General features: G+C 35.9%; 23 protein-coding genes. 11 read left to right on the forward strand and 12 right to left on the reverse strand.

All coding sequences use genetic code 11. The features are described 5' to 3' along the window. Nucleotides 1–215: 215 nt before the first annotated feature. Both bshB1 and L2586_RS09310 read right to left on the reverse strand, forming a co-directional pair. Nucleotides 216–932 (reverse strand): bacillithiol biosynthesis deacetylase BshB1, encoded by a 717-nt coding sequence (bshB1, locus tag L2586_RS09305; protein ID WP_235292611.1) that lies wholly within the window; start codon nucleotides 930–932, stop codon nucleotides 216–218. Between the two features lie 9 nt (nucleotides 933–941). Next, nucleotides 942–1,997: a 3-oxoacyl-ACP synthase III family protein gene (locus L2586_RS09310; RefSeq protein WP_235292612.1), complete on the reverse strand. Its 1,056-nt coding sequence runs from the start codon at nucleotides 1,995–1,997 to the stop codon at nucleotides 942–944. A gap of 120 nt (nucleotides 1,998–2,117) precedes the next feature. Between L2586_RS09310 and L2586_RS09315 the strand changes: the two genes are divergently transcribed. Further along, nucleotides 2,118–2,534 (forward strand): TerB family tellurite resistance protein, encoded by a 417-nt coding sequence (locus tag L2586_RS09315; protein WP_235292613.1) that lies wholly within the window; start codon nucleotides 2,118–2,120, stop codon nucleotides 2,532–2,534. 40 nt (nucleotides 2,535–2,574) lie between these two features. On the opposite strand, the gene L2586_RS09320 is transcribed toward L2586_RS09315, so the two are convergent. Genes L2586_RS09320 through L2586_RS09330 form a run of 3 tightly spaced genes read right to left on the reverse strand, consistent with a single transcriptional unit; the run spans nucleotide 2,575 to nucleotide 5,656 of the window. Continuing rightward, nucleotides 2,575–3,435, reverse strand: a complete 861-nt coding sequence (locus L2586_RS09320; protein ID WP_235292614.1) for a hypothetical protein — start codon at nucleotides 3,433–3,435, stop codon at nucleotides 2,575–2,577. Nucleotides 3,436–3,438: 3 nt separating this feature from the next. Beyond that, nucleotides 3,439–5,412: a M1 family metallopeptidase gene (locus L2586_RS09325; RefSeq protein ID WP_235292615.1), complete on the reverse strand. Its 1,974-nt coding sequence runs from the start codon at nucleotides 5,410–5,412 to the stop codon at nucleotides 3,439–3,441. A 28-nt stretch (nucleotides 5,413–5,440) separates the two neighbouring features. Continuing rightward, the gene (locus L2586_RS09330) at nucleotides 5,441–5,656 is read right to left on the reverse strand and encodes a hypothetical protein (RefSeq protein WP_235292616.1); all 216 of its coding nucleotides are present in this window, start codon (nucleotides 5,654–5,656) and stop codon (nucleotides 5,441–5,443) included. Nucleotides 5,657–5,750: 94 nt separating this feature from the next. On the opposite strand from L2586_RS09330, the gene L2586_RS09335 reads away from it, so the two are divergent. After that, a complete protein-coding gene (locus tag L2586_RS09335) occupies nucleotides 5,751–6,716 on the forward strand; it encodes an endonuclease/exonuclease/phosphatase family protein (RefSeq protein ID WP_235292617.1) in 966 nt (321 codons plus the stop codon). Between the two features lie 216 nt (nucleotides 6,717–6,932). Here L2586_RS09335 and L2586_RS09340 read toward each other — a convergent pair whose 3' ends face one another. The 4 genes from L2586_RS09340 to L2586_RS09355 form a co-directional block, all read right to left on the reverse strand. Then, nucleotides 6,933–8,291, reverse strand: coding sequence for an NAD-dependent succinate-semialdehyde dehydrogenase (locus L2586_RS09340; protein WP_394804401.1), 1,359 nt, complete (start codon nucleotides 8,289–8,291; stop codon nucleotides 6,933–6,935). 5 nt (nucleotides 8,292–8,296) lie between these two features. Next, nucleotides 8,297–9,178 carry a mechanosensitive ion channel family protein gene (locus L2586_RS09345; protein ID WP_235292619.1) on the reverse strand — a complete coding sequence of 294 codons (882 nt, stop codon included), beginning with the start codon at nucleotides 9,176–9,178 and terminating at the stop codon, nucleotides 8,297–8,299. Nucleotides 9,179–9,194: 16 nt separating this feature from the next. Continuing rightward, nucleotides 9,195–9,650 carry a PA2169 family four-helix-bundle protein gene (locus tag L2586_RS09350; RefSeq protein WP_235292620.1) on the reverse strand — a complete coding sequence of 152 codons (456 nt, stop codon included), beginning with the start codon at nucleotides 9,648–9,650 and terminating at the stop codon, nucleotides 9,195–9,197. 86 nt (nucleotides 9,651–9,736) lie between these two features. Beyond that, nucleotides 9,737–10,252, reverse strand: a complete 516-nt coding sequence (locus L2586_RS09355) for a helix-turn-helix domain-containing protein (RefSeq protein ID WP_235292621.1) — start codon at nucleotides 10,250–10,252, stop codon at nucleotides 9,737–9,739. A gap of 174 nt (nucleotides 10,253–10,426) precedes the next feature. Between L2586_RS09355 and L2586_RS09360 the strand changes: the two genes are divergently transcribed. The 8 genes from L2586_RS09360 to L2586_RS09395 all read left to right on the forward strand — a co-directional run bounded on the left by L2586_RS09360 (nucleotide 10,427) and on the right by L2586_RS09395 (nucleotide 14,865). Continuing rightward, nucleotides 10,427–10,951, forward strand: a complete 525-nt coding sequence (locus tag L2586_RS09360) for a helix-turn-helix domain-containing protein (RefSeq protein WP_235292622.1) — start codon at nucleotides 10,427–10,429, stop codon at nucleotides 10,949–10,951. A gap of 243 nt (nucleotides 10,952–11,194) precedes the next feature. Next, nucleotides 11,195–11,710, forward strand: a complete 516-nt coding sequence (locus L2586_RS09365; protein WP_235292623.1) for an RNA polymerase sigma factor — start codon at nucleotides 11,195–11,197, stop codon at nucleotides 11,708–11,710. Between the two features lie 79 nt (nucleotides 11,711–11,789). Further along, nucleotides 11,790–12,221: a YtxH domain-containing protein gene (locus L2586_RS09370; protein ID WP_235292624.1), complete on the forward strand. Its 432-nt coding sequence runs from the start codon at nucleotides 11,790–11,792 to the stop codon at nucleotides 12,219–12,221. Nucleotides 12,222–12,290: 69 nt separating this feature from the next. Continuing rightward, entirely contained in the window at nucleotides 12,291–12,641 is a 351-nt protein-coding gene (locus L2586_RS09375; RefSeq protein WP_235292625.1) for a hypothetical protein, read from the forward strand. A 2-nt stretch (nucleotides 12,642–12,643) separates the two neighbouring features. Beyond that, entirely contained in the window at nucleotides 12,644–12,931 is a 288-nt protein-coding gene (locus L2586_RS09380; RefSeq protein WP_235292626.1) for a hypothetical protein, read from the forward strand. Between the two features lie 10 nt (nucleotides 12,932–12,941). Beyond that, the gene (locus tag L2586_RS09385) at nucleotides 12,942–13,133 is read left to right on the forward strand and encodes a CsbD family protein (RefSeq protein WP_235292627.1); all 192 of its coding nucleotides are present in this window, start codon (nucleotides 12,942–12,944) and stop codon (nucleotides 13,131–13,133) included. A 74-nt stretch (nucleotides 13,134–13,207) separates the two neighbouring features. Continuing rightward, nucleotides 13,208–13,672, forward strand: a complete 465-nt coding sequence (locus L2586_RS09390) for a Dps family protein (RefSeq protein WP_235292628.1) — start codon at nucleotides 13,208–13,210, stop codon at nucleotides 13,670–13,672. A 101-nt stretch (nucleotides 13,673–13,773) separates the two neighbouring features. Further along, a complete protein-coding gene (locus L2586_RS09395; RefSeq protein WP_235292629.1) occupies nucleotides 13,774–14,865 on the forward strand; it encodes an AI-2E family transporter in 1,092 nt (363 codons plus the stop codon). 9 nt (nucleotides 14,866–14,874) lie between these two features. On the opposite strand, the gene L2586_RS09400 is transcribed toward L2586_RS09395, so the two are convergent. Continuing rightward, the gene (locus L2586_RS09400) at nucleotides 14,875–15,486 is read right to left on the reverse strand and encodes a histidine phosphatase family protein (protein ID WP_235292630.1); all 612 of its coding nucleotides are present in this window, start codon (nucleotides 15,484–15,486) and stop codon (nucleotides 14,875–14,877) included. Nucleotides 15,487–15,560: 74 nt separating this feature from the next. Further along, a complete protein-coding gene (locus L2586_RS09405; RefSeq protein WP_235292631.1) occupies nucleotides 15,561–16,802 on the reverse strand; it encodes an MgtC/SapB family protein in 1,242 nt (413 codons plus the stop codon). A gap of 150 nt (nucleotides 16,803–16,952) precedes the next feature. Here L2586_RS09405 and L2586_RS09410 point away from each other — a divergent pair, with 150 nt between their 5' ends. Then, nucleotides 16,953–17,855 carry a glycosyltransferase family 2 protein gene (locus L2586_RS09410; RefSeq protein ID WP_235292632.1) on the forward strand — a complete coding sequence of 301 codons (903 nt, stop codon included), beginning with the start codon at nucleotides 16,953–16,955 and terminating at the stop codon, nucleotides 17,853–17,855. On the opposite strand, the gene L2586_RS09415 is transcribed toward L2586_RS09410, so the two are convergent. Next, on the reverse strand, nucleotides 17,827–22,458 hold the full coding sequence (locus L2586_RS09415) for an HYR domain-containing protein (protein WP_235292633.1): 4,632 nt from the start codon (nucleotides 22,456–22,458) through the stop codon (nucleotides 17,827–17,829). The genes L2586_RS09410 and L2586_RS09415 overlap by 29 nt on opposite strands. Nucleotides 22,459–22,593: the final 135 nt, after the last annotated feature.

Below are 22,593 nucleotides of genomic sequence, written 5' to 3' on the forward strand. Positions count from 1 at the left end.
GGGTAAATTCTTTTTGCTAATAGCAGGATAATGTCGAGTCTAAATGTTTTTTTTATATCTGCGTAATTCGCGAAATCTGCGGGAAAATTTTTCACTAGCAACTGTCCACTTTCTAGAACATTTAGCTTCTCGCTAAAGCAAGACAGGTCCGAGTCTAAATATTTTTTCAATCTGCGTAATTCGCGAAATCTGCGGGAAAATTTTTTCACTATCATCTATCTAATATCAAACAAATCTTGCACTCCTATTTTCTTGTAAGTCGTAAATCCTTCCGCATATTCGAATCCAGCTTCCCTACCAAAATTCCGCGCTTTAGCAAGAATAAATTCCATGAAATCAGACCCTGAAATTGGCGATGGTGGTTCTTTAGAATTCGGATCGTAAAATTGAGATTTGAAAGCTTTTATCACCTCCATTTTTTGCTCAATAACATTAGAAATATCAAATACAAAGTCCGGCTCTAATGCTCTGTCTTGAATATAATGAAATACATTTTTCGGTCTCCATGCCTCTTGCTGAACACCATCTTTAGACGTTTCTATCTTCCGTAAGCCAGCTAGAAAACATGCCTGATGAATCAACTCCGCAGCACGCCCATGATCTGGATGCCGATCTCGTATGGCATTCGCTAGTACAATCTTAGGTCGATGCGCCCTTATAGACACCACGAGCTTCAACAAATTCTCTTCATTGATCTCGAATAATCCATCTCTCATCCCTAGATTCTCTCTAAACTCAGCACCCAAAATCTTACTTGCATCTAATGCTTCTTGCAATCGAATCTCAGCACTTCCTCTTGTTCCTAACTCTCCTTGCGTCAAATCCACCAAACCGACACTGTATCCATTCTCTATCTGCTCTAGCAATGTTCCGGAACAGCTTAATTCTACATCATCGGGATGCACACCTATTGCTAATATATCTACTGTCATCTCTTTCGTTTACCATTTTATAAGAACACTTCCCCATGTGAAGCCACTTCCGAAAGCAGCCAAACATACGATATCGCCCTTTTTAATTTTACCTAATTCCCAAGCTTCACAAAGCGCTATCGGTATCGATGCCGCAGTGGTATTTCCATACTTCTCTATATTATTAAAAACTTGGTCATCTCTTAATTTCAGCAATCGCTGAACAAACTGTGCGATTCTAAGATTCGCTTGATGTGGAATAAGCAATCCTATGTCTGTCGTTTCCAACCCCGCCGTTTTCAGCGATTCCATGATCACTTCGGGAAACTTTTGAACTGCTTTCTTAAATACCAATTGTCCCGTCATATTAGGAAACAACTGTCCATCGCTGAGCATCTTCTCCGTAACAAAAATCCCACCGTATTCTTGATCAGGAAAACCAAAATCACGTTCTTTCAGATGATAACCTCCATGAGATCCAGGATTAATCATTGCTAATTCTTCTGCATGTGTTCCATCTGAATGCAGATGTGCTGCAAGCACACCACTCCCCTCTTCTTCATGTCTCTGAAGAACAACCGCTCCCGCTCCATCACCAAAAATCACTGTCACACCTCTACCTTCTGTCGTATAATCCAGTCCCATCGAATGCATTTCTGACCCTACTAAGAGGATATTTTTATACATCCCTGATTTGATAAACTGATCCGCGACCGTCAGGCCATACACAAAACCTGAACATTGATTTCTGATATCTAATGCCCCTATTTCCGTTTTCGTTATGCCTAATTCTCTCTGAAGTAACACGCCACAACCCGGAAAGTAATAATCTGGACTTAATGTAGCGAATATGATAAAGTCAATGTCTTCTTTATTGATCCCAGCTCTTTCTATCGCAATCTCAGAAGCTCTGGCTGCCATTGTTGTCGTGGTTTCCTTATGCTTTTCTGCATAATGTCTTTCTTTGATTCCTGTTCTCTCTTGAATCCACGCATCCGAGGTATCCATAAATTCAACAAAATCTTCATTTTTTACGATCTTCTCAGGAATGTACTTGCCTATTCCTGCAATTTTTGTTGCGTACATATTCTAATTTGGATTAAGTCATTAATTTAAGCAATAAGTATGTAAAGCTACTTGCCTTTTGGATTGTTTTTCACATAAATTAGTAGATATTCAAAAAAATAATTTCTATTTTACCGTGGAATGAAAGAAACAAATAAAGAACACCTTAGTCGAGAAATCGTCGCCTTGTTGCTAAAGCTAGCTAGGAAGGATGGTGCTTTTGATGAGCGCGAATTCTCTTTCATTCTGCAGGTTGCCAGCACTCTAGGTATTTCACCGGAAGAAATGAGAACTATTCAAATAGAAATTGACCAGTACACTTTTACGCCGCCTAAGACTGAAAAAGAAAGAATGACGATCTTATATTATCTTCTTTTTTGCATGAAAAGCGACCAAGAAGTTACTTCTGAAGAAATTATTCTTGTTCAAAAAATGGGTTTCAAACTAGGTTTCCGCCAGCAATTAACCGATGATCTGATTTCCAGCGTTAAAGAACATTCTGATCGAAAATTACCGCCAGAAGTTTTGCTTAGAAACTTACAAAAGTACATGAACTAAGAGCTATTCAACGATTCGCTCTAGTATCTCTCGCCTTCCTTTACTTTTTCTTGGTCAATTTTAAAAGAAGTGTAAGACAGCTATCTAGATGCACTATTCGAAATACAATTTTAAAAAGTAAGTATACCTGAGCGATTATGAATGTCAATAACCAAGCATCAACATTGATGACTCTTCTAACATTGACATATAAAATAAAAAAGAGTACCAAGACACCTATGTTAATCAAGTAGAGTAAGGTCGTCTGTAAAAAGTTTCTGATAACAAATCCACCTGACTTCAAAATTGACGATGATATAAATGGTAAATTTTTAGTTGCGATGTGCAGCTTAGCGTATTGCTTAATCATCGAGAAAATCCCAATCAAAATCAATATTCCGATCAAGGCATATTTAATTTTCCTTGCTAACTCCGCATCATTTTCCACTTCCAAAATATTAATTCCTACGGCAAGTAACACAAACCATGCGAAACCAACTACGCAAATGACACTTAAGATATAATACAAACTCAACCTCATTATTTTCCAATAATAATTCAAACCGCCATTCCAAAATGACCTTAATGGTATGAACTTATTCTGGCTAGAAACCGCATATAGAATGGCGGAATTAGCGAAAATGGAAAAGAAGTAGTAAAATACAACTAGAATGATAAACAAAGTCATTAAAGGTACTAGACCTTGACCATAATTATTCACAAATTCACCGATCATCGTAATGTCGAAACCTTCATAAAAGTCTAATACATCTGAATGTTGCATTTTCTGCTTGAAGTAAATGGTATAAGGGGAGCTCGCAATAAACGTGAAGACGATATTAGCCAAATACAAGAAGGCAATCGGAAACCTGTATTTCCAGATATTCGCCCAAGCTGTCTGATATGATTTAATCGCTTTCAATGGCTAGCTTAAAAAATTTAAAAAGTCTAATAAATGCTGAACTCCTACTTTAAACTTAGATGTATATTTTCTATAGGCTTCAGACTTCTCTTTCATGATGGTATTATTGATTAGATTTTCTTCTAGGTCAATTTTTCTCTCCGGATCTATCTGTACTTTTATCAACTGATGTTCAGAAACACCACCGAATTCAGCAGTTCTAGACACACCATCCCAAAGGTATTGCTCCACATGTCCGTTCTCATAAGTTAATACAACATCCACTGGAAGAATTACCTCTCCTAACCGGTATATAATTGCTTTACTTTCATATAAGCCCGTTCTGGGGTCACTTTCTGAAACACAATTATCAATATTATTCACATAACCTAAAGCTGCCACCTTCTCCTTATTTACAATTTCAGCCACCTTGTAATCGCAGACCAATGAACCATATAGTACCTGGTCGAAAAATTGATCTAGATCGAATTTGATTTCGGCCAAGAATGATGCATCTAATTCTTCCTTGAAAACATCTATAAAATCGATACCACAAGGATGTTTAAATTTCCATTGATCGAAGTACGATTTCATGACTTCGTCAAACTTATCTATCCCAAGAATTCCTTCCAGTGTTCTCAGCATCATGGCTGTCTTGTTATATGCAATCGCGCTATATCCGCCATGTACAAAGTCTCTAGCTTTATAACTATTATCAGCAATTTTCGGATTATCTTTTAACCAAAATTCCATCCGATTATAGGCTCTATTTCCTATTTCTATTCCCCAAGCATCAATCATAGAAGTATGCTTCCCATAGTATTCATCTAGTATTCTGCCTTCGTAATAAGTAGTAATTCCTTCGTCCATCCATGGCTCTTCTTGCTCGTGAGTCGCAACCATCTGCATAAAATACTGGTGGACAAATTCGTGAACGATTAATGTTTCTGGCGTCTTTATGCCTTCCGGCAAAAAACTTAGACTCAAGGAAGAGATCAAAGTCGGATACTCCATTCCTCCTGTAAACATACCATGGATCGGCGGATCGATCATACTTAAAGTCGTATATGGATATTTCCCAACGTTTTTATCCATAAATTCCAGGGACTGGATCGCGGTCGTAAAGTATCGATCTTTGAATATTTCATGGCCTGGATATGTGTACAGTTTCAGAGTAACATCTTGCCAATTCTCGGTATAAACTTGGTAGTGCGGTGAACAGGTCCACGTGAAATCGATAACATCGTCCACTTTAAACTGCACCACCTTCTGTCCATTTTTTTCCGTTTCGCTTACTTGTTCTCCCGAAGACCCTACGATATAGTTTTTCGGTACTCTAAGCGTGACATCATAATTGCCGAATTCACCATAATATTCGCCAGAGGCGTGATATTGGTGGCAGCTCCACTGCCCTTCCTTTTCGTATCTCATCCCAGCAGGTTCGTACACGCCTAACTTCGGGAACCACTGAGCGAAAAAATAGTAATCTTGATTGTACCCTGTCCGGATCATAGCTTTCGGAATCTTCGCCGTCCATTCCATTTCTACCTGAATCGTTTCCCCGGGCATCACTATCTTTTTTAGAGGCACTTTCAGAACCGTTTCATCATCCGGGTTACCATCATCAGGAGATATAAAGTAACTTTCTGGGACTAATTCATTTTCGTCGCTATCTTTTAAAGAATTGACTTCTGAATAAGACCAACCACAATCTTCTTTCAGAGATTTATCTAGAAATCCGAGTTCGTTGTTGTGCTTTAAGAAAGTAGAATTACTGTTTTTGAAGGCATTATAATAGAGGTGAAAATGAAGATGATCGACTTCATTCTGTGATGGATTCGTCCATTCGATGATAGACTTACCGTGAAGTAATTTTTCACTGACATCGAGGTTGATGTCCATTGTATAATTGGCTGTTCGGGGAGATAACGCTTGCGCAAATAGTATATTAGCAATGCCTAAAAAGAAAACAATAAAATGATATTTTGTTTTTTTCACATTGCTAATATATCGAACTTATTTGTTTCTAATCTTTCTTACCCATTAAATATATTCCACTTAGCAAGCTAATTACGCCCAGTCCAAGTAAAATATAACCTTGCATTTGGCCGCCTTCATCAGATGCTGTTAATTCAACACCAAGTATTTCAGCTGATGCGGTGCTTTCAGCGACTTGATTATATCCCATATATCCTAGGACTACCGCTAGGACAATTAATACTATTCCAATAATTTTTTTCATTTTGTTTTATTTTACTTATTTATCTTTAAATTGATACTTCAGAAGATATTTAATTGTTCACTTCCTTATAAAATTTTAGAATTAATACTGCTTAATGATTTTCGTATTATATACTATATCGATATTAGCTATCATAGGAACTTTCCTACCGAAATTTGATATTGAGCATTGGATTGTCAGAGGGCAAGCTTATTTCAGAGGAGTCTATTTGGGCTTGAATGTGTTAATGATCATTTTGCTGCTAGTATTTGCAGGAGCAACATTGTGGACTTTTATAATGATCGCTGGTTTAATAGCCGCAGTCATTGTCTGCCTCCAATCTATATTGCCATTTACCAGCTTGGGGAAAATACAAGTGCCATCTGCAAAGGAATCATCTACTGAAAACACGCTTAATCTACTCATCTATAATGTATATCAATACAATACTGAATATCAAAAATTGCTGGACTTGGTTGAAGAAGTAGAGCCTGATATTATTTTTTTAATCGAGACAAGTGTGGATTGGGCAAAAGGGTTGTCGTCGTTAAAAGAGAAATACAACTTCCATCTGAATGACGTTCGAGAAAACACCTATGGGTTGATGTTGTATTCGAAACTAGAATTATTAGAAGGTGGAATCAACTATCTCGTCAAGCAAGAAATACCTTCTGCTGAGATTCTGATAAAAAAGAATAACGTGATGGTGAGAATACTAGGCATTCATCCTAAGCCACCAGTACTCGGAGAGGCTGAAACCAGCAGATCGAAAGACAGAGAACTAATTCAAGCTGCTCGTTATTTAAATGCACAAGTAGAAGACGATCACCAAATTCTAATTGGGGACTTGAATGATGTGGCGTGGAGTCGAGCTTCATTAGCATTTAAAAAAATGACAGGTATGAAAGATCCCAGAGCAGGAAGAGGCTTTTATCCGACCTTCCCTACTTGGTCTCCAATCAAAATCCCATTGGATCATGTTTTTTGTTCTAGTGGTTTGGAATTAGTTGATTTTAAAGTCTTAGAAAACATAGGTTCGGATCATTTTCCGGTCAATGTAATCTTCAAAATTCCCGAATAATTGCTATCTTTAGAATATGAGAAAACCTAATTCACTCAAAAATAGGAAGACTGTTTCAAAACCTGAAAACAAATTTCTTTTCAGGAAACTAAGCATGACTGAACGTTTCAAAATAAAGTCAACAAAATCTAGAAATCTGATCATCAAGGGACAGAAACGGAAATTTTCCATTTGATGAAAATAGAATATATTCCTAGTGGATTCTAAGGAGACTCCCTATTTCACGTAGACCGTTTTTATATTTACAAATTCTCTTATTCCATAATAACTTAATTCTCTACCATAACCACTGGCATTTATTCCGCCAAATGGAAGTCGTGGATCTGATTTAACAAACTGATTAACAAAACAGCAGCCAGCATTTAGTTCTTCTTCGGCGATACGCTCACCCTTTTCTAAATCCTTAGTAAACACACATGCACCTAAACCAAATTCAGTATCATTAGCAATGCGAATGGCATCTTCCTCATCTTTTGCTTTAATTACCGTTGCAACTGGACCAAAAATCTCTTCTTCATATGCTGGGTTCCCAGGTTTTACATTCGTCAGAATGGTTGCTGGATAAAATGCTCCGGGTTTGTTAGGAATTTCCCCACCCAATATCACTTTAGCACCTTTCTTGACACTTCTTTCCACTTGATCATGGACTTCGTCTCTAAGATCTATTCTTGCCATAGGCCCCATGTCCACATCATCCATAGGATCTCCTACTGATGCAAGGGCCATTTTTTCTTTGAATTTCTCAAGGAATTCGTCATAGACTTCATCGACGACCACGAATCTTTTCGCTCCGATACAACTTTGTCCTGTATTAAGAAGTCTAGAGGTTTTGCATTGTTCTGCGGCCCATTCTATATCTGCATCTTCTAATACAATGTAAGGATCACTTCCTCCTAATTCTAGTACCGTTTTCTTAATCTTGCTTCCAGCAGAACTGGCTACAGCTGAACCTGCAGGTCCACTTCCTGTCAATGTAGCAGCCTTTACAGCAGAATGGTCTAAAACTTTTTCCACTTGACTGCTTGATATAATTAAGGTCGTAAATGTGTTCTCAGGAAAGCCAGCTTGTCTGAATACATCCTCAATAATTAAGGCACATCCTGGCACATTACTCGCGTGTTTTAAAAGTCCTACATTTCCAGCCATTAATGCTGGTGCTGCAAATCTAAAAACTTGCCATAATGGATAATTCCACGGCATAACTGCTAAAACCACACCCAACGGACGATAGCAAATTTTACTCTTACTGGCTTCCGTTTCAACTTCTTCGCTTTTCAGAAATTCTGCTGCATTCTCTGCATAGTATCGACAGACCCAAGCACATTTTTCCACTTCACCTATTGCTGATTTATAAGTCTTACCCATTTCCTGAGTCATCATTTCAGCGTATTCTTCCTTATTATCTTCAAGGACTTTTGCCGCTTTATTCATCAATTCAGCTCGATGACTAAAAGAAGTTCTTTTCCATTCTGAGAATCTTTTTTGAGTAGCTGAAATCAATTTTGATACTTTCTCATCTGAGAAGCTCTCGTATTCATTTAATTCGTGACCAGTAGCTGGATTAATAGTGATTATCTTTTTCAATTTTCAGATATTTTATTTGGCTTAAGTGAAATTCCATCATCATAATTTTTTAACTCCACGATATCTGCTGGTAGTCCTATCTCAGCATGAGTTAGAGCGGTAACGATTCTTGATTGTGCAATAGACTTAAGTTCTAATCCAGAATAATTACTATCGAAAGTATTTATCCAATAATGTACTTCTATATCTACAGTGCTCGTATTCAAATTCTTTACGTGAGTTCTAGGAGGTTTTTCTTCTTTTAAAATTCCAGGAATGTCAGATATTTCTCTCAAAATTATTTCTCTAGCTTTTTCAATATCTGAATTGTAATCAACGCCAATCATGAAGCTTCCCCTAAGAAATCCGTCTATTGTATAATTATATAATGGATTTTTCAAGATTTGCGCATTAGGCACATACACATCTTTTCCATCAGAAGTCTTGATTTGTGTATCTCGCATATTCATTTCGATGATAGAGCCTTCGACTTCTAATGTCTTAACATAGTCTCCTATTCTAAAGGGACGCTTGAAAGCCATTATTATCCCCGCAAGGAAATTCTCTCCTATATCTTTAAATGCAAAACCAATTATAAAGGTAGAGATTCCTACTGCGCCAAGTGCTGAACCAGCAACTGCTGAAAGCCCAATGATATATAAAAAGATGAGTATGACTAGGGTGATATTGAAAATCCTAAAGATATTGTCGAAAAAATTCACAAGTAAATCGTCCTCCGCTTTCGAGCGAGCAAATCTCATGATCTTCTTTCTGAAAAACTTTACAATTATTGCGAATAGCACACTCACTGCAATCGCAATCAACAACTTCGGTAAAATCACAATCAGCTTATCATAGTAAGTCAGAAATTGTGATTGTAAATCTTTAATAATGTCCATTTCTTAATATTTGGGTTTATTTCGGTGTAAGATAATTCTTCTTCATTTCAAGCATTCTTTCGAGCTCAACTTCGATTACAGTTTTATGACTTATAAATGTAGAAAGTATATCGGTAGGGAGTTCAACACTAGCTAGTGCATTTTCGTAATCTTTTAATAATTTGCTAGCTCCACGTTCTATTTCATCTACCAATCCAGGTATGTCACTATCTACAAAATTCAGTTTGAAATTGATAAAAAGCCTGTGCATTTCACCTAATATACTTGTTTTGACAGTAGGATCTCCGGATAACGATTGTGAATATTCTTCTAATTCTGAATGCATTTCATGGCGATCCTCTGCAAACTTCCGGCACCACTTTTCTAATTTAACATCTCTTGTTCCATTGGCAATGGTAGTAAATCCTTCCTCAGCATCTTTTAGTCTAATAATAAGATCTTGTAAGACGCTTCTTATTTCTATGGTATCCATAAGTATTGATTTTATAATGAATAAAAATATTTACAAAATCAATAGTGAATAAAACTATCATTTGTTCGAAAGATGATTAAAAATGATTATTCATCATCATCCAACACCTGTTGCTGAGGGTATACGTTCTTTATAAGGCGCCAGTTTTCTGCGATTAAAGACTGGAGGAGTGTCATCAGATCATCAAGAATAAGGTAGAAATCTCGGTTTTCGTCATCAGTCAATTTATCCTTCTGCATGGCATAAAATACTTTATAGCCTTCATAAACCTTCGTCATCTCATTAGTTTGCTTTAGAAACTCTTGAAAGGAATCTTCTGCATATTTAACTAATACATCTTTTGATTTTGCACTATCATCGTCCTGATTTGACAAAATATCTTCTAGCATAGATTTTTCATCAACATTAAAATATTCACAAACTCGTAAAAAATTGTGAGCACTCGGTTCGACCATACCATTCTCATATGATGCGATGCTATTTCTTGTAATTCCAATTATTTCAGCGAAGGCACTTTGAGTTAAACCCTCAAGTCTTCTAAGAAATCGCAAATTTTTTCCAAAGTGTGTGGGTTTGGGAATATTCTTCTTTTTTCCGATCATATCATATTACAAAATTTGGATATAAGTGAATTTTATCATTATTTTGTGCCAGAAATCAAAAATGATGAGCATAAAAAGAACAACTTTAGTATTGCCGGCTATTTATATTCTTATAACGAACATAATGAATATTTTTAAGTTCGGTAAATAAGTAATCATAAAAAAGCTATATGTATGGCACTTGAGAAGTCTACCCTATCTAATAATATAAAGTTTTTAAGAAAAGTTAAAGGCTTAAGTCAGGAGGCGCTAGCCGAACGTCTTAATATAAAAAGGTCTAATATTGCAGCTTACGAAAGTAAGAACGTAGAACCAAGATTAAGAATCATTCTAGAAATGGCCAGGATTTTTGACATTGATGTCAGTACATTAATAGAAACTGAGCTATCTCAGGATACTGAATACAAAAGCTTTCATCAAAAATCAGCCACGGCACCTACTGTCGATCTGAAACTAGACATCACTGAGAATATACAAATAGAAACCTTTGTTGAGAAATCAGAGAAAATCAGAAAGGTCTTAGAAGGATTTAAAGCATTCTATAACTTTAGAAAAAATGGAATGGTTGTAGATTCTCCTGAAAAAGAAAAAATAATTTTTGATATTGATAATTTTATTCAATTAATGGAACACCTCCTTTCTTATAATGAGAATGTTATTACCACTTTTCTTGAAATAGCTAAGTCTGAGTCTGCCTAATCCCTCCATCTTCTCGGTTTTACACTAAAAAAACCATCACATTCTCCATTTTTTCACAAATGCGCTGATTAAGCACATTTTTTTTGCACTTTTCTAATTCATACAAATAGCTGATTTTCAGCCTGTTAAAATATTCTTGTTGGTTTAATGCACATTTTTGTTAATTATTTTGAGTTTTTAATGAACAATTAAGCACCTAATGTTATTATACTTATATATTAACTAATCAATAAATTAATAAAAATGACAGAATCACAATTTATCGAGAACTATAATGAATATAATAATGCTCTTACAAACTTTGCAAGAAAATTAACTAATAATCATGTAGACGCGGAAGATCTAGTACAAGAAACTGCCATTAAAGCATTCAGAGCAATGCATACATTTAGAGATGGAACGAGTTTTAAAAGCTGGGCATTCACAATTTTGAAGAATACCTTTATTAGCAAATATAATAGAAAGAAGAAAAGAAGAGTAGTTAATAACCCAATCGAAGATTTCACATTCGCACTTGAAAACACCTATTCTGTAAGGAATGACGCTATTTCACAGTTAAGAATTAAGGAAATCAAAGAATCTATAGAAGAACTTAGTTACAAGAGTAGATTGCCTTTCCTTATGTATGTGGAAGGATACAGATACAACGAAATTGCTGATATATTAAACATTCCAATAGGAACTGTGAAAAGTAGAATCAATTTTGCAAGAACCAAATTGAAAAACCTATCAACTATTCAAGAAAAATTAGCAGCTTAATCAATTTCATTTCGAACATATAAGATTCAGATTAAGTAAGAACAACGAACAACATTAATAAACAATTAAATCAAATATTATGAGCGACAACAATAATTCAGGAAATAACACTAATAAATTTTTATTCGTAGCAGGTATCATCACAGGTGCCGCAGCAGCGATCTATCTTAATACTCCCCACGGGAAAAAAGTGAGAAATGCAATCGTTGAAAAAGCTGACGAATATAAAAACACAGTGAGTGAAAAAGCATCTGAAATTGCTACTTCATCTAAAAACTATGCAGAATCAGCTATGAAAACTGCCTCTGAAAAAATAGACTCTGTTAAGGAATCTGCAAAAACAGCACTTGATTCCGCATCAAGTACCATTACTAATGTAAAAGACAGATTTATTAACAAAACTGAAGAAGCAGCAGATGCCGCAGAAGACTTTGCAACAGATAAAGCATCAAACTTGAAAAGTGGTGTTGCCAAAGCTAAGAAAAAATTAAACAATGGTGTAAAAGCCTAAGTATCAACAATAACAACCTGTAATACCAGTCTGGTATTACAGGATCTTTTACCAGAAACTCTCAATTCAATGAACGACCAATTAATGACCGACATAGGGGAGAACTATGAATATATTCGAACGATCATCAATAATAAAATTGAAATATTCAAAATAGATCTCGCTCAGAATGTAGCAAAGTCTCTAGGACTTATCATTCTTGCATTAATGCTATCCGGCATGTTCTTCATTCTACTGGCCATATTGATAACTGCCTTAATCATATTACTTGCTGAAGCAACAGGATCAGTACTAATTGGCTTAATGATTTCTGGAATAGGGTTACTAATCATTTGCACAGTAATTTATTTATTGAGAAAACCTTTACTGTATAGACCTGTAGCTAAACTTTTTTACAGCAAAATCGCAGATAAAATATAGATATGGATGTTACACTTATTGAACGGAAAGAAAAACTACAGCAAGAAATAGACAGAGCTTCCTTATTGTTAGAAGAAAATGTTAACAATGCTAGTCTGAAAGATTATATATCAATAGGCACAAGTTCCATACCTGGAGCATTACATGGAATTATAGATGATCCGAAAAGAGCTATTTCTAGTGCAGATATGATCGCTAGGACAATTTTACCCCAGAAAAATTTAATCAGACAAATTTTCAAATACCTGTCTGTTATTAAACAAGGATACAAAATAATTACTAACAAATAAACACATAAATATGAGCGCTTTACAAGATAAGCTAAAAGGAAATTGGAATATCATTAAAGGATCTCTAAAACAAAAATACGGGGATTTATCAGATGATGATTTAACTTATGCCGAAGGTCAAGAAGATGAGCTACTCGGTAGAATTCAGAAAAAAACAGGAGAAGCTAAAGAGGATATCAAATCATTTATCAATAACTTATAATAGCCTCCCTTTTGATGATCAATTTTTTAACAGAAATTGATCATCACTTTTTCAAAATTAAAATTACAATCAAAATGAACTACTTAGGATTTAAGCCTGAAAATATAGAAAAAACAGTAGATGAATTAAATCAGTTACTATGTAACTATCAGATCTACTACCAAAATTTAAGAAATTATCACTGGAACATTGGTGGTGAGCACTTCTTTGATCTACATATTAAGTTTGAGGAACTGTACAATGAAGCGAAAGTAAGCATCGATGAAATTGCTGAAAGAGTATTAACATTGAGACAAAAACCAACATCCACTCTTGCTGAGTACTTAAAGAATGCTGACATTAATGAAAGATCTACGGATGATCCGAAAAAGATGGTCGCTAATATTCTTGATGATCACAAGAAAATCATTACAAACTTAAGATCTGTAATCGAAACAGCTGGAGATGCTTCAGATGAAGGAACAATAGATATGACAGCAGGATTTCTAGCATCTGTTGAGAAAAACAGTTGGATGCTTGATGCCTGGTTAAATAGATAGATCATCCATTTGTCAAATAAATACACTATTTTTCTATCCAAAGTATTAGATAATGCTTTGAGAAAACTAAGCATTATCCATTCACAATTCAGTCTACTCATATGAAAAATACGACCATCCAGAATCTAGCCTATATCACTATTATAATTATAGGTTTTGGATGGCTACTGTATGTCGGATCTGGAATTGTACTTCCTATACTCTTTTCTTGTTTGTTTGCCATCTTTTTAATTCCAATCACGAAATGGTTTACTAAGAAGATCAAACTAAGGTGGTTAGCTATATTGCTAGGTTTCTTATGTGTGATATTACCAGTAGTGCTTCTTTTCACAATATTTTCGCTACAACTGGTAGAAATGTTAGATAATATTCCATCTATTGCCGAAAAAGTTACTGAAGGAGTGGATAAAGTAATAGAAAAGATTCAAAATTTGAATCCATTTAATCAATTTGACGCCCAAGAAATGATATCTAACAACATAGATAACATGTCAGATGGCCAGCTTAATACTATAGGTAGCGGAATTGTTTCCTCCTCAGAAATATTACTTTCTACAGCACTGACCTTCCTTTATACCTTCTTAATACTTTTCTATAAAAAGAGCATAAAAAACTTTATCATTTACCAATTTTCAAGATATAACAGAGACGATATCAAGGACACACTTCTCGCCATTAAAGAGACAGTTCAAGGATACGTAACAGGTTTAGGAATCGTAGTTCTAATCCTATCCACACTTAATACATTGGGTCTTTGGTTAATCGGAATTGAATATCCTCTATTCTGGGGAGCTTTAGCAGGTGTACTAGCAATTGTGCCATATGTGGGAACCTTCCTAGGTGGATTACTGCCCTTTCTTTATTCGCTAAGTACTTCTGATTCCACGTGGCAACCGATCGCTGTGATTGTTTACTATGCTGTCATACAGCAAGTAGAAGGCAATTTTATAACGCCAAAGGTAGTTGGTAACAAAGTTAATATTAATCCTTTAGTGGCTATATTATCCTTAATATTCTTTGGTTCTTTCTGGGGAATAGGAGGTGTCATTCTAGCGCTTCCACTGATTTCAGTTATTAGGATCATTCTAGAACAATTCGAAGAAACGAAAGCCATATCTATGATTATGAGCGCCGACATTAAGGATATAGCGAATAAATTTACAGAACTACCCATTAAGAAGAGAGCAACATAACTGGAATGCTTAGTATTCTAGATGGTCAATATTGTTGTAAGTCTGAAAATCAAATTTACCATTGTAAAAGTTAGCCTTAAATAAACCTGTATTCGCATGCTGGTAATTCTCCATAGCGCTCATTGGCTCATTTTTCATCACACATAACAATCCTCGAATCGCTCTTCCATGGCTACAAATAAGAATTTTACTTTGGGACAATTCTTTTAATTCTTCAACAAAATTGGATAACCTTAATTCCAATGCTCTAGCACTTTCACCACCTGGCAACGCACTTTCATATTGACCACTACCCCACTCTTCCACAACTTTTTTATAGTTCCTTAGACTTTCATCTGTATGAACTTTCCCTTCAAAATCACCCCAAGAAATTTCATTTATCAACGCTGTTTCATGTGTTTCTCTTCCCATTTCGATAAATGGGCTGACCGTTTCCTTAGATCTTTTCAGCGTCGAATGAATGACAAGATCAAATTCCACATCTCTATAAGTGCTAAAAAATCTTTCAGCTTGTTCTTTCCCTACGCTATCCAATGATGAATCTACACCACTGCCCTGCCAGATTCCAAGCCTATTGAATTCTGTTCTCCCATGTCTAATTAAGTAAATCTCTTTGCTCATAAGCTGCAAATATAGGAAGCATATGTAGAATTCAGCTTAAGCCTCTTTATTTATTGACCTTTTTACTCAAATGCTTACCACGTCAAAACAATAACAATTCCTGCAATGATGGATATTCCAAACAAGATCGAAACATAAATACCTAACTTCTTAGATCCCAATACAGCGGCTAAAATCCCCTTGAACAAAAGATTCGATAGTGAGGCGATCAAAATTAACTTCCATGCAAATGAGGCTTCTATTTCTCCGCGATTAAGCGTATTAGAGAGTGACAATGTTATCGCATCCACATCTGTTAATCCACTAATAATGGTAATGATATATAAACCCTCTTGACCTAAATAATCCTTAGCAGCAGCTACGCCAAGCAGAATAATTCCGTATAATGCACCAAATATTAATGCGCTTTTGAATTGAGCAGGATTATCAGGCTCAGGCAATTCCTCTACAGATTCTTTAGAATTATAATAGTATAAGCCTCCTGCGAGTAAAACCATCACTAATATTTCAATGATTATCGGAGGAGCAATAACGGCAAAATTATGAGGAGTCACAGCTAATACTTCCAGTAATACCCTAATCATAGAAACGGCTGAGGCAACTAGTATAATAAATGCAGCCAAACTGCTGACAGAATTCTTTCCATTAGTCTGCCGTGCAAAGGTAACCGTTGTTGCAGTACTTGAAATCAAACCTCCCAAAATACCATTGGATATCGTCCCAGCCTTCTTTCCTAACCATTTATATATAAAATATCCAACTAACGAAATGCCAACGATCAACACAACCATCATCCATATATCTCGAGGATTTAGAACTTCGTACGGACCATAGTTTTGATTCGGAAGAATGGGTAATACCAATAATGAAATAGCGGTAAACTGCATAATGGCAGTGATATCCTTTTCAGATAATCCATCTACGAAACTGCTGAGACTTCCTTTCAAATGCAAAAGCAAAATTGTAATTGCTCCGATCACCACACCGATAACCATATCACCGATAACTAAATAAGCTCCGATGCCATACATAAGCAGCATCGCAACTTCCGTTGTCTGACCTAATTCCGCATCCTCATTTTTATAGATCATGACATTTACGCCAACCACGAGGATGGCGATTGCCACTAGGCCCGCTCCTATCAACCAAACACTATCAAAATGTACTCCGATTAGAGCTGTAACACTTCCCAAAAGAGTGATTAACGAAAAGGTCCTAATACCTGCTAATTTCTCATTATGATATTCTCTTTGCAGCCCAGTTAATAAGCCTAAACCAAGAGACACACCTAATATTTTCAGCAATTCATAGTCCATCCTATATTATATCTTCTTACCAATACCTAATATTAAAAATAATTTGTGTTATTCCATATCATTTACATCAGGAATGAAATAATATCGAATTAATATCGCTTTATAAAGCAATTCCAATTACTATTCGAAACCAATGGATATATTAGCGCTATGATTTCAGTTCTCGTACCAATATTTAACTTCGAAGTGCTTAAGCTTATCCAAGAGCTGAATAGTCAATGTCAATCTGCAAATATTCCATACGAAATTGTTTGTTATGATGATTGTTCTAACGAATTCTACCGCAAAGCAAATCGTTCGCTAGATGCGGAATTCGGGGTATCGTATGTGGAACTCAGTGAAAATATGGGCAGAGCAAAAATCAGAAATTGGCTAGCTAAAAACGCTAGATACGATAACTTAATCTTTCTAGATTGTGATAGCGAAATCAAGAATCCCAATTTCATATCTAATTATATAGAACACATCAATACTGCTAGTATCATTTATGGAGGTCGGAATTACGACCCTAATAAACCGGAAGATGAAAAGAAAATTTTGCATTGGACTTATGGTCGCAAAAGAGAGTCTTTAAAATTGAAGAGCAGAATAAAAATTCCATATCGATCCTTTCAGACGAATAACTTCATGGTTGATCGAGCGCTAATTCTTTCTCACCCGTTCGATGAAAGTATAAAAGACTATGGTTACGAGGATTCTTTATTTGCAACAACCTTAAAGAATGAGGGAATTCCCATAAAACATATAGAGAATCCACTCATTCATAAGGGTGTGGAAGAAAACGAGGACTTTCTCAACAAGTCAAAACTTGCTGCTGAAAATCTTGCCATTTTATATCGAGATGATTCATTAACCGATACAAAAATGGTCGCCTTCCACGAAAAACTAAAAAAAATTGGTTTTAACAGCCTTCTGCACAACTTGATTAGAAGGAAAAAGGGTTGGATTTTGAAAAATCTTTATTCGTCGAAACCCAATCTTATACTTTTTGATCTTTATAGATACGATGTATTTATTTCTAAGCTTAATGCTTTAGATACATCATCTTCTTAGAAGCCACGCCGTAAGATGTATTTACTTCATAAAAATACATTCCACCGGCTTGAGGCAATTCTTGATCTTTTATCATTACTTGTGTCTTTCCTTTCTCTAGATTAACATTTCTCTTCAAGATCTCTTTTCCTGAAACATCTAAGATTCTTAGTACTCCAGTTTCTGCTTTCGGCATATAAATCTCGAAGGTTGTAAAATCTACCCATGGATTAGGAATATTCTGACCTAAGACCATTTGTTCTTGATCAGAAACATATCGGAACTCAATCGATTCTGACATACCATTTTCATAAGCAATTTCAGAGGCTACGCCATCTAATTTTGATGAGAAGAAAGCTTTTTCGGCATCTTGCGCATCCAGTTTTACTGAGAATAACAAGTCTCCTTTTTCAACATGCTCATTCGAAGGACTCATCAAGATAACTCTCAATATGCCTGCCTCATTTAAATGATGATTAATCACCATATCGTCCATGTGATTTCCGATTTCACTCAATTGAACATCTGGCGAATTCAGATCTATGGTCGCAAGTATACTTGCAAAATCCATTTCCTCAGCGGCAAATATTTCTAATCGATCGTTCTTAATCTGATAATTTACTGCCTTAGGGCTTCTCACCTGACTAATCAATCCGTTCATTTCTACCGATTCATTCACATCACCTAATTTCACTCCTATAAAGTCTACAGAGAGATCACCAGCTAATTGATATATTTCAGCAGTTTCCGGAATAGGACTTGCCCATGGATCTTTAGGATCTAAGAATACATGCGTACTCGGAATAAATGTCCAAGTTTTATCATGTGAAAAGTCTTCTTGTAATCCCAGTAACACCTTTCTAACACTGATTAAGTCAGCTGCCGAAATATGTCCTGATAAATTCACATCTGCTGCGATTCTTTTATAAGGAGATTCGAATAAAGACATCCCTAATATATGACGTTGAATAAGCACTAAGTCTGCCGACGAAACTCCATTTCTTGGTTGATCGATTTTACTTGGCACCAAGTCATATGCTCCACCTGATTGCATTTCAGGAAATGCGAAAAATCCATTTTCATCTGTTTCCGTGACCAAGTTAGAACCTTTTAATTCCACATTTACTTGGCTTACAAAATCCACATCATTTCCGAAGATAATTCCTCCTACTTTTCCCATTCCACATAACATCACGGAACTTGTATCTTGGATATTTACGAAAACATTGCAGAAATCAAATCGTCCCTCATCATCCGTTGCGTATAACATCAATGGTTGATCACCTAAATCTGAACATTCGAAAACCCGTACGGTATCTGTTATATCTTCAGAAAAACTAACAAAAACTTCTTTCCCACATGGATGAGAACTTCCTCCGTTAATCATATCCGCTGTTAATCTCACGCCATCTAAGTCTGCAATCTCATCACCTGAAGTATCGATTGGGTTGATGAAAAATTCTTGACCTAGTAGACAAATTGGTTGCGGATTAAGACAACTTTCTATAGTAATAGTAGAAGTACAATCATCCACATTTCCACATCCATCACTTAATGTCCATGTTATCGTATTAACTCCTACAGGTAGGCCTCCACTAAATTGATTACCTACACCTAGGGAATCTGGAGTTTCATCTGCGTAATTTACTGTGAAGGTCCACTTCAGACTATCTTCAGTTGTGCAGTTATCTGAACCAATTGCAGTTAAATTTACTGGATGCGGTCCACATTGTGATACATAGGAACAAATCGTAGAATCTAGGCAAGCGGAAAGAATTTCAGGACTAATATTATCAAGCACTTCTATTCGCTGAACATCTGTAAATGTAGCAAAAGTTAATCCGTCTGGCTTGTTACACCAATCTGAAACAAACCACGTTCGTTCTATGAGCATACATCCATCAGAAGTGTATGCAACGGTATCATCTTCATTCGTGTAGCTGACCATGCTGCTGAAACTGTCATCATATATAGGATGAGATTCAAGAGCAAGCGCCGCTAAATCCACCGGACATTGATTTTCAATGATAGTGTCATTAGGAAATGTTATTTCATCTAAGGTAAACTCACTTTGAGCAGTTATCGTAATCGTTTGTGTAATTGTATCGGCCACACCAGACTCATCTGATACGACAAATGTTCTCGTGATACTTCCAGTTTGGCACATATTAATATCGAATACCTTATATTCAGTTATCGTATTAACGCTACAATTATCCATCACTAAAGCATTCACGCTAGGACCACTAAATTCAACATAATCTGCATCAATATTAATGTCTTCAGGAAATGCAACATTCTGTTCTACAAATCCAAATACGTCAAGATTACTGGTATCATATGGAAAATCATTACTAACCGTAATATCTGGTAATGTAGAAACAAATGAAGGCCTCGTTTTATCAATTACTTGAATAGATGTCATACACTGGTTAGAATTTCCAGCATCATCCGTTACTCTAAGAGCAATCATAAGTTCGGTACCTATATCTTCACAACACAATATGACCTGGGATCCAAATTCCGTATTTCCTTCTATTCCACAATTGTCCGTCATTCTTGCAATCTCTAACAATGCATCGGTACATCCATCGATACTTCCGTTATCAAAAGTCAATGCTGTTAATACAGCCATTCCTTGCCCATCTAGGCTAAAACTTAATCCAGACTGACATATCGCGACAGGTTCTACATTATCTTCTACCGTTACGGTGTAAGATGCAATAGCTAAATTCCCACACCTATCAGTTACTCTATATGTAATGATATTTTCACCTAAATCTAATTCTACAGTTGCAGAAGTTGTATCAAACTCTATTCCACCAGGATAGATAATATCGATCTGTAGATCAGATTGACAATTATCAGAAATCTGAGGAGCAGGTATAGTATATTCTGTTTCACAGCTAGTCATTGCACTAGAAATAGTTACATCTTCTGAAGCAACTATCGCTGGTGGTGTAGTATCTATTACTGCTATCGACTGCTTGAATGTTTTCATGCCATCATCCGCACAGTACCAATTTACAACCGTCCAAGTTCTTAGTAACGTTCTTCCACACGTTGTACCTGGAAAGACCATATCTTCATATGTCAATGATACATTACAGAATAAATCAGCTTGCGGATATAAATCAATCCCATTAAGTGAAGGGGCACCAGTTACAGATGGATCAGGATTCCCATAGGCATCGACTGCATAACCAGAGCCACAATCCACAGAAACAATAAGCTCTGGACCTTCTACTTCTTCTATGTCAAACTTTTCAATAGATAATACTTGTTCGCATTCCTGTATAATTTCACCACTCTCATCTTTTACACCATAAGTTCTGGTTATTACTTTGTCAATGTTTGGAGATTCACAAGCAACATCAGCTAAGACTTGATTAAGTAAAACTGGAGTAAACACACTGCAATTATCAGAAATAGTTGGAAGTGGGAACTCTATAAAATCGCTACAACTAATCGTCATGTCACTACAACTAATCATAGGTGGCATCTTATCTTCAACTGTAAATCTAGCTTGACAATAATTATCATAACACTCGTAAGTGGCACGAGCCGTTAGAATCTGTCCTAAATATTCAGCGGTAATGGTATCAGAAGGTAGTTCATAACCTTGCTCGTCAAATAAAGTCACTTGATAAGAATCAATGTCACATAGAGGATCATTCACTAACATCAAGGGTGTTACTTTTGCAGCACAATTCTGATTCAATGAAATATTCTGATCTCCCTTACATGCAAGGCTGCCTGGATCTGAAGAGTTCAACCTAATCTGCAGATTACAACTATTTTTATTCCCAGAAAAGTCTTCCACTTCGAAGGACAATACTGTAAGTCCTTCTGGAAAAACATCACCAGATATAAGATTAAAAGTATCTGTTCTTATCACTTCAAGATTTCCCTCTCCAGCACATACTTCTGAAACAAGAGGTTCTGAAAATTCAACAACAGCTTCACATACACATGGATCTAGTTCTATGGTAATATTTTCGCCGCAATCTATTAATGGTCGATCCACATCTACGACAGACACTTCAAAATCACAGGTAATCGATTGTCCACATGAATTTTCAGCAAATAATAAATTTGGAATAGGCGAGTCAATCGTATTATTACAAAAGAACTCCGTTATATCAGCTCCCGATATCGTAATATCATCATTACAAGTACCTGTAAAACTAAATGCAACATCTAGTGGATCCAGAATGGCTTCGCCGAATTCATCTAAAACAACGACGACATCTTCACAAGTGAATTGATCTCCATCTTCTGGTGCTTCGATTTCGTAAGTCACCGTACAAGAGATGCTATTCGAAGTAGACTCATCGCTGAATTCGAAAGTTCTAGTGACCTCTATCGGATCACCTAGACACCCAGTTCCAGGCAATACTACTTCAGTGTATGTTATACTTAATGCACCAGTGACTCCATCAATGGAAGCACCTTCATAAGTTAAGAAACCGAGTGAATCTCCAGCTTGTATTGGCAAGTCACCAAAGCAGGATAATGCTTGTGGTTCTGCATCTGGACAGGTAATGGATAATTGCGCTGTAACGTCTACCGTGCAGAACACAGCGAGCATAGCAATGCTAATTTGAAGGCATAATGCTTTCATATTAAAATCTGTTTTTGGAATGAAAATAAATCAGTTTTAAATATCTATTTTCTCAGGATAGTTGTAATCTATTGGGATATAGAACTGTAAATATAACAAATATATTTAATATGAAAAATTAATTTTAGGGTATTC

It is taken from the genome of Portibacter lacus, assembly GCF_021533215.1.
Classification (GTDB): domain Bacteria; phylum Bacteroidota; class Bacteroidia; order Chitinophagales; family Saprospiraceae; genus Portibacter; species Portibacter lacus.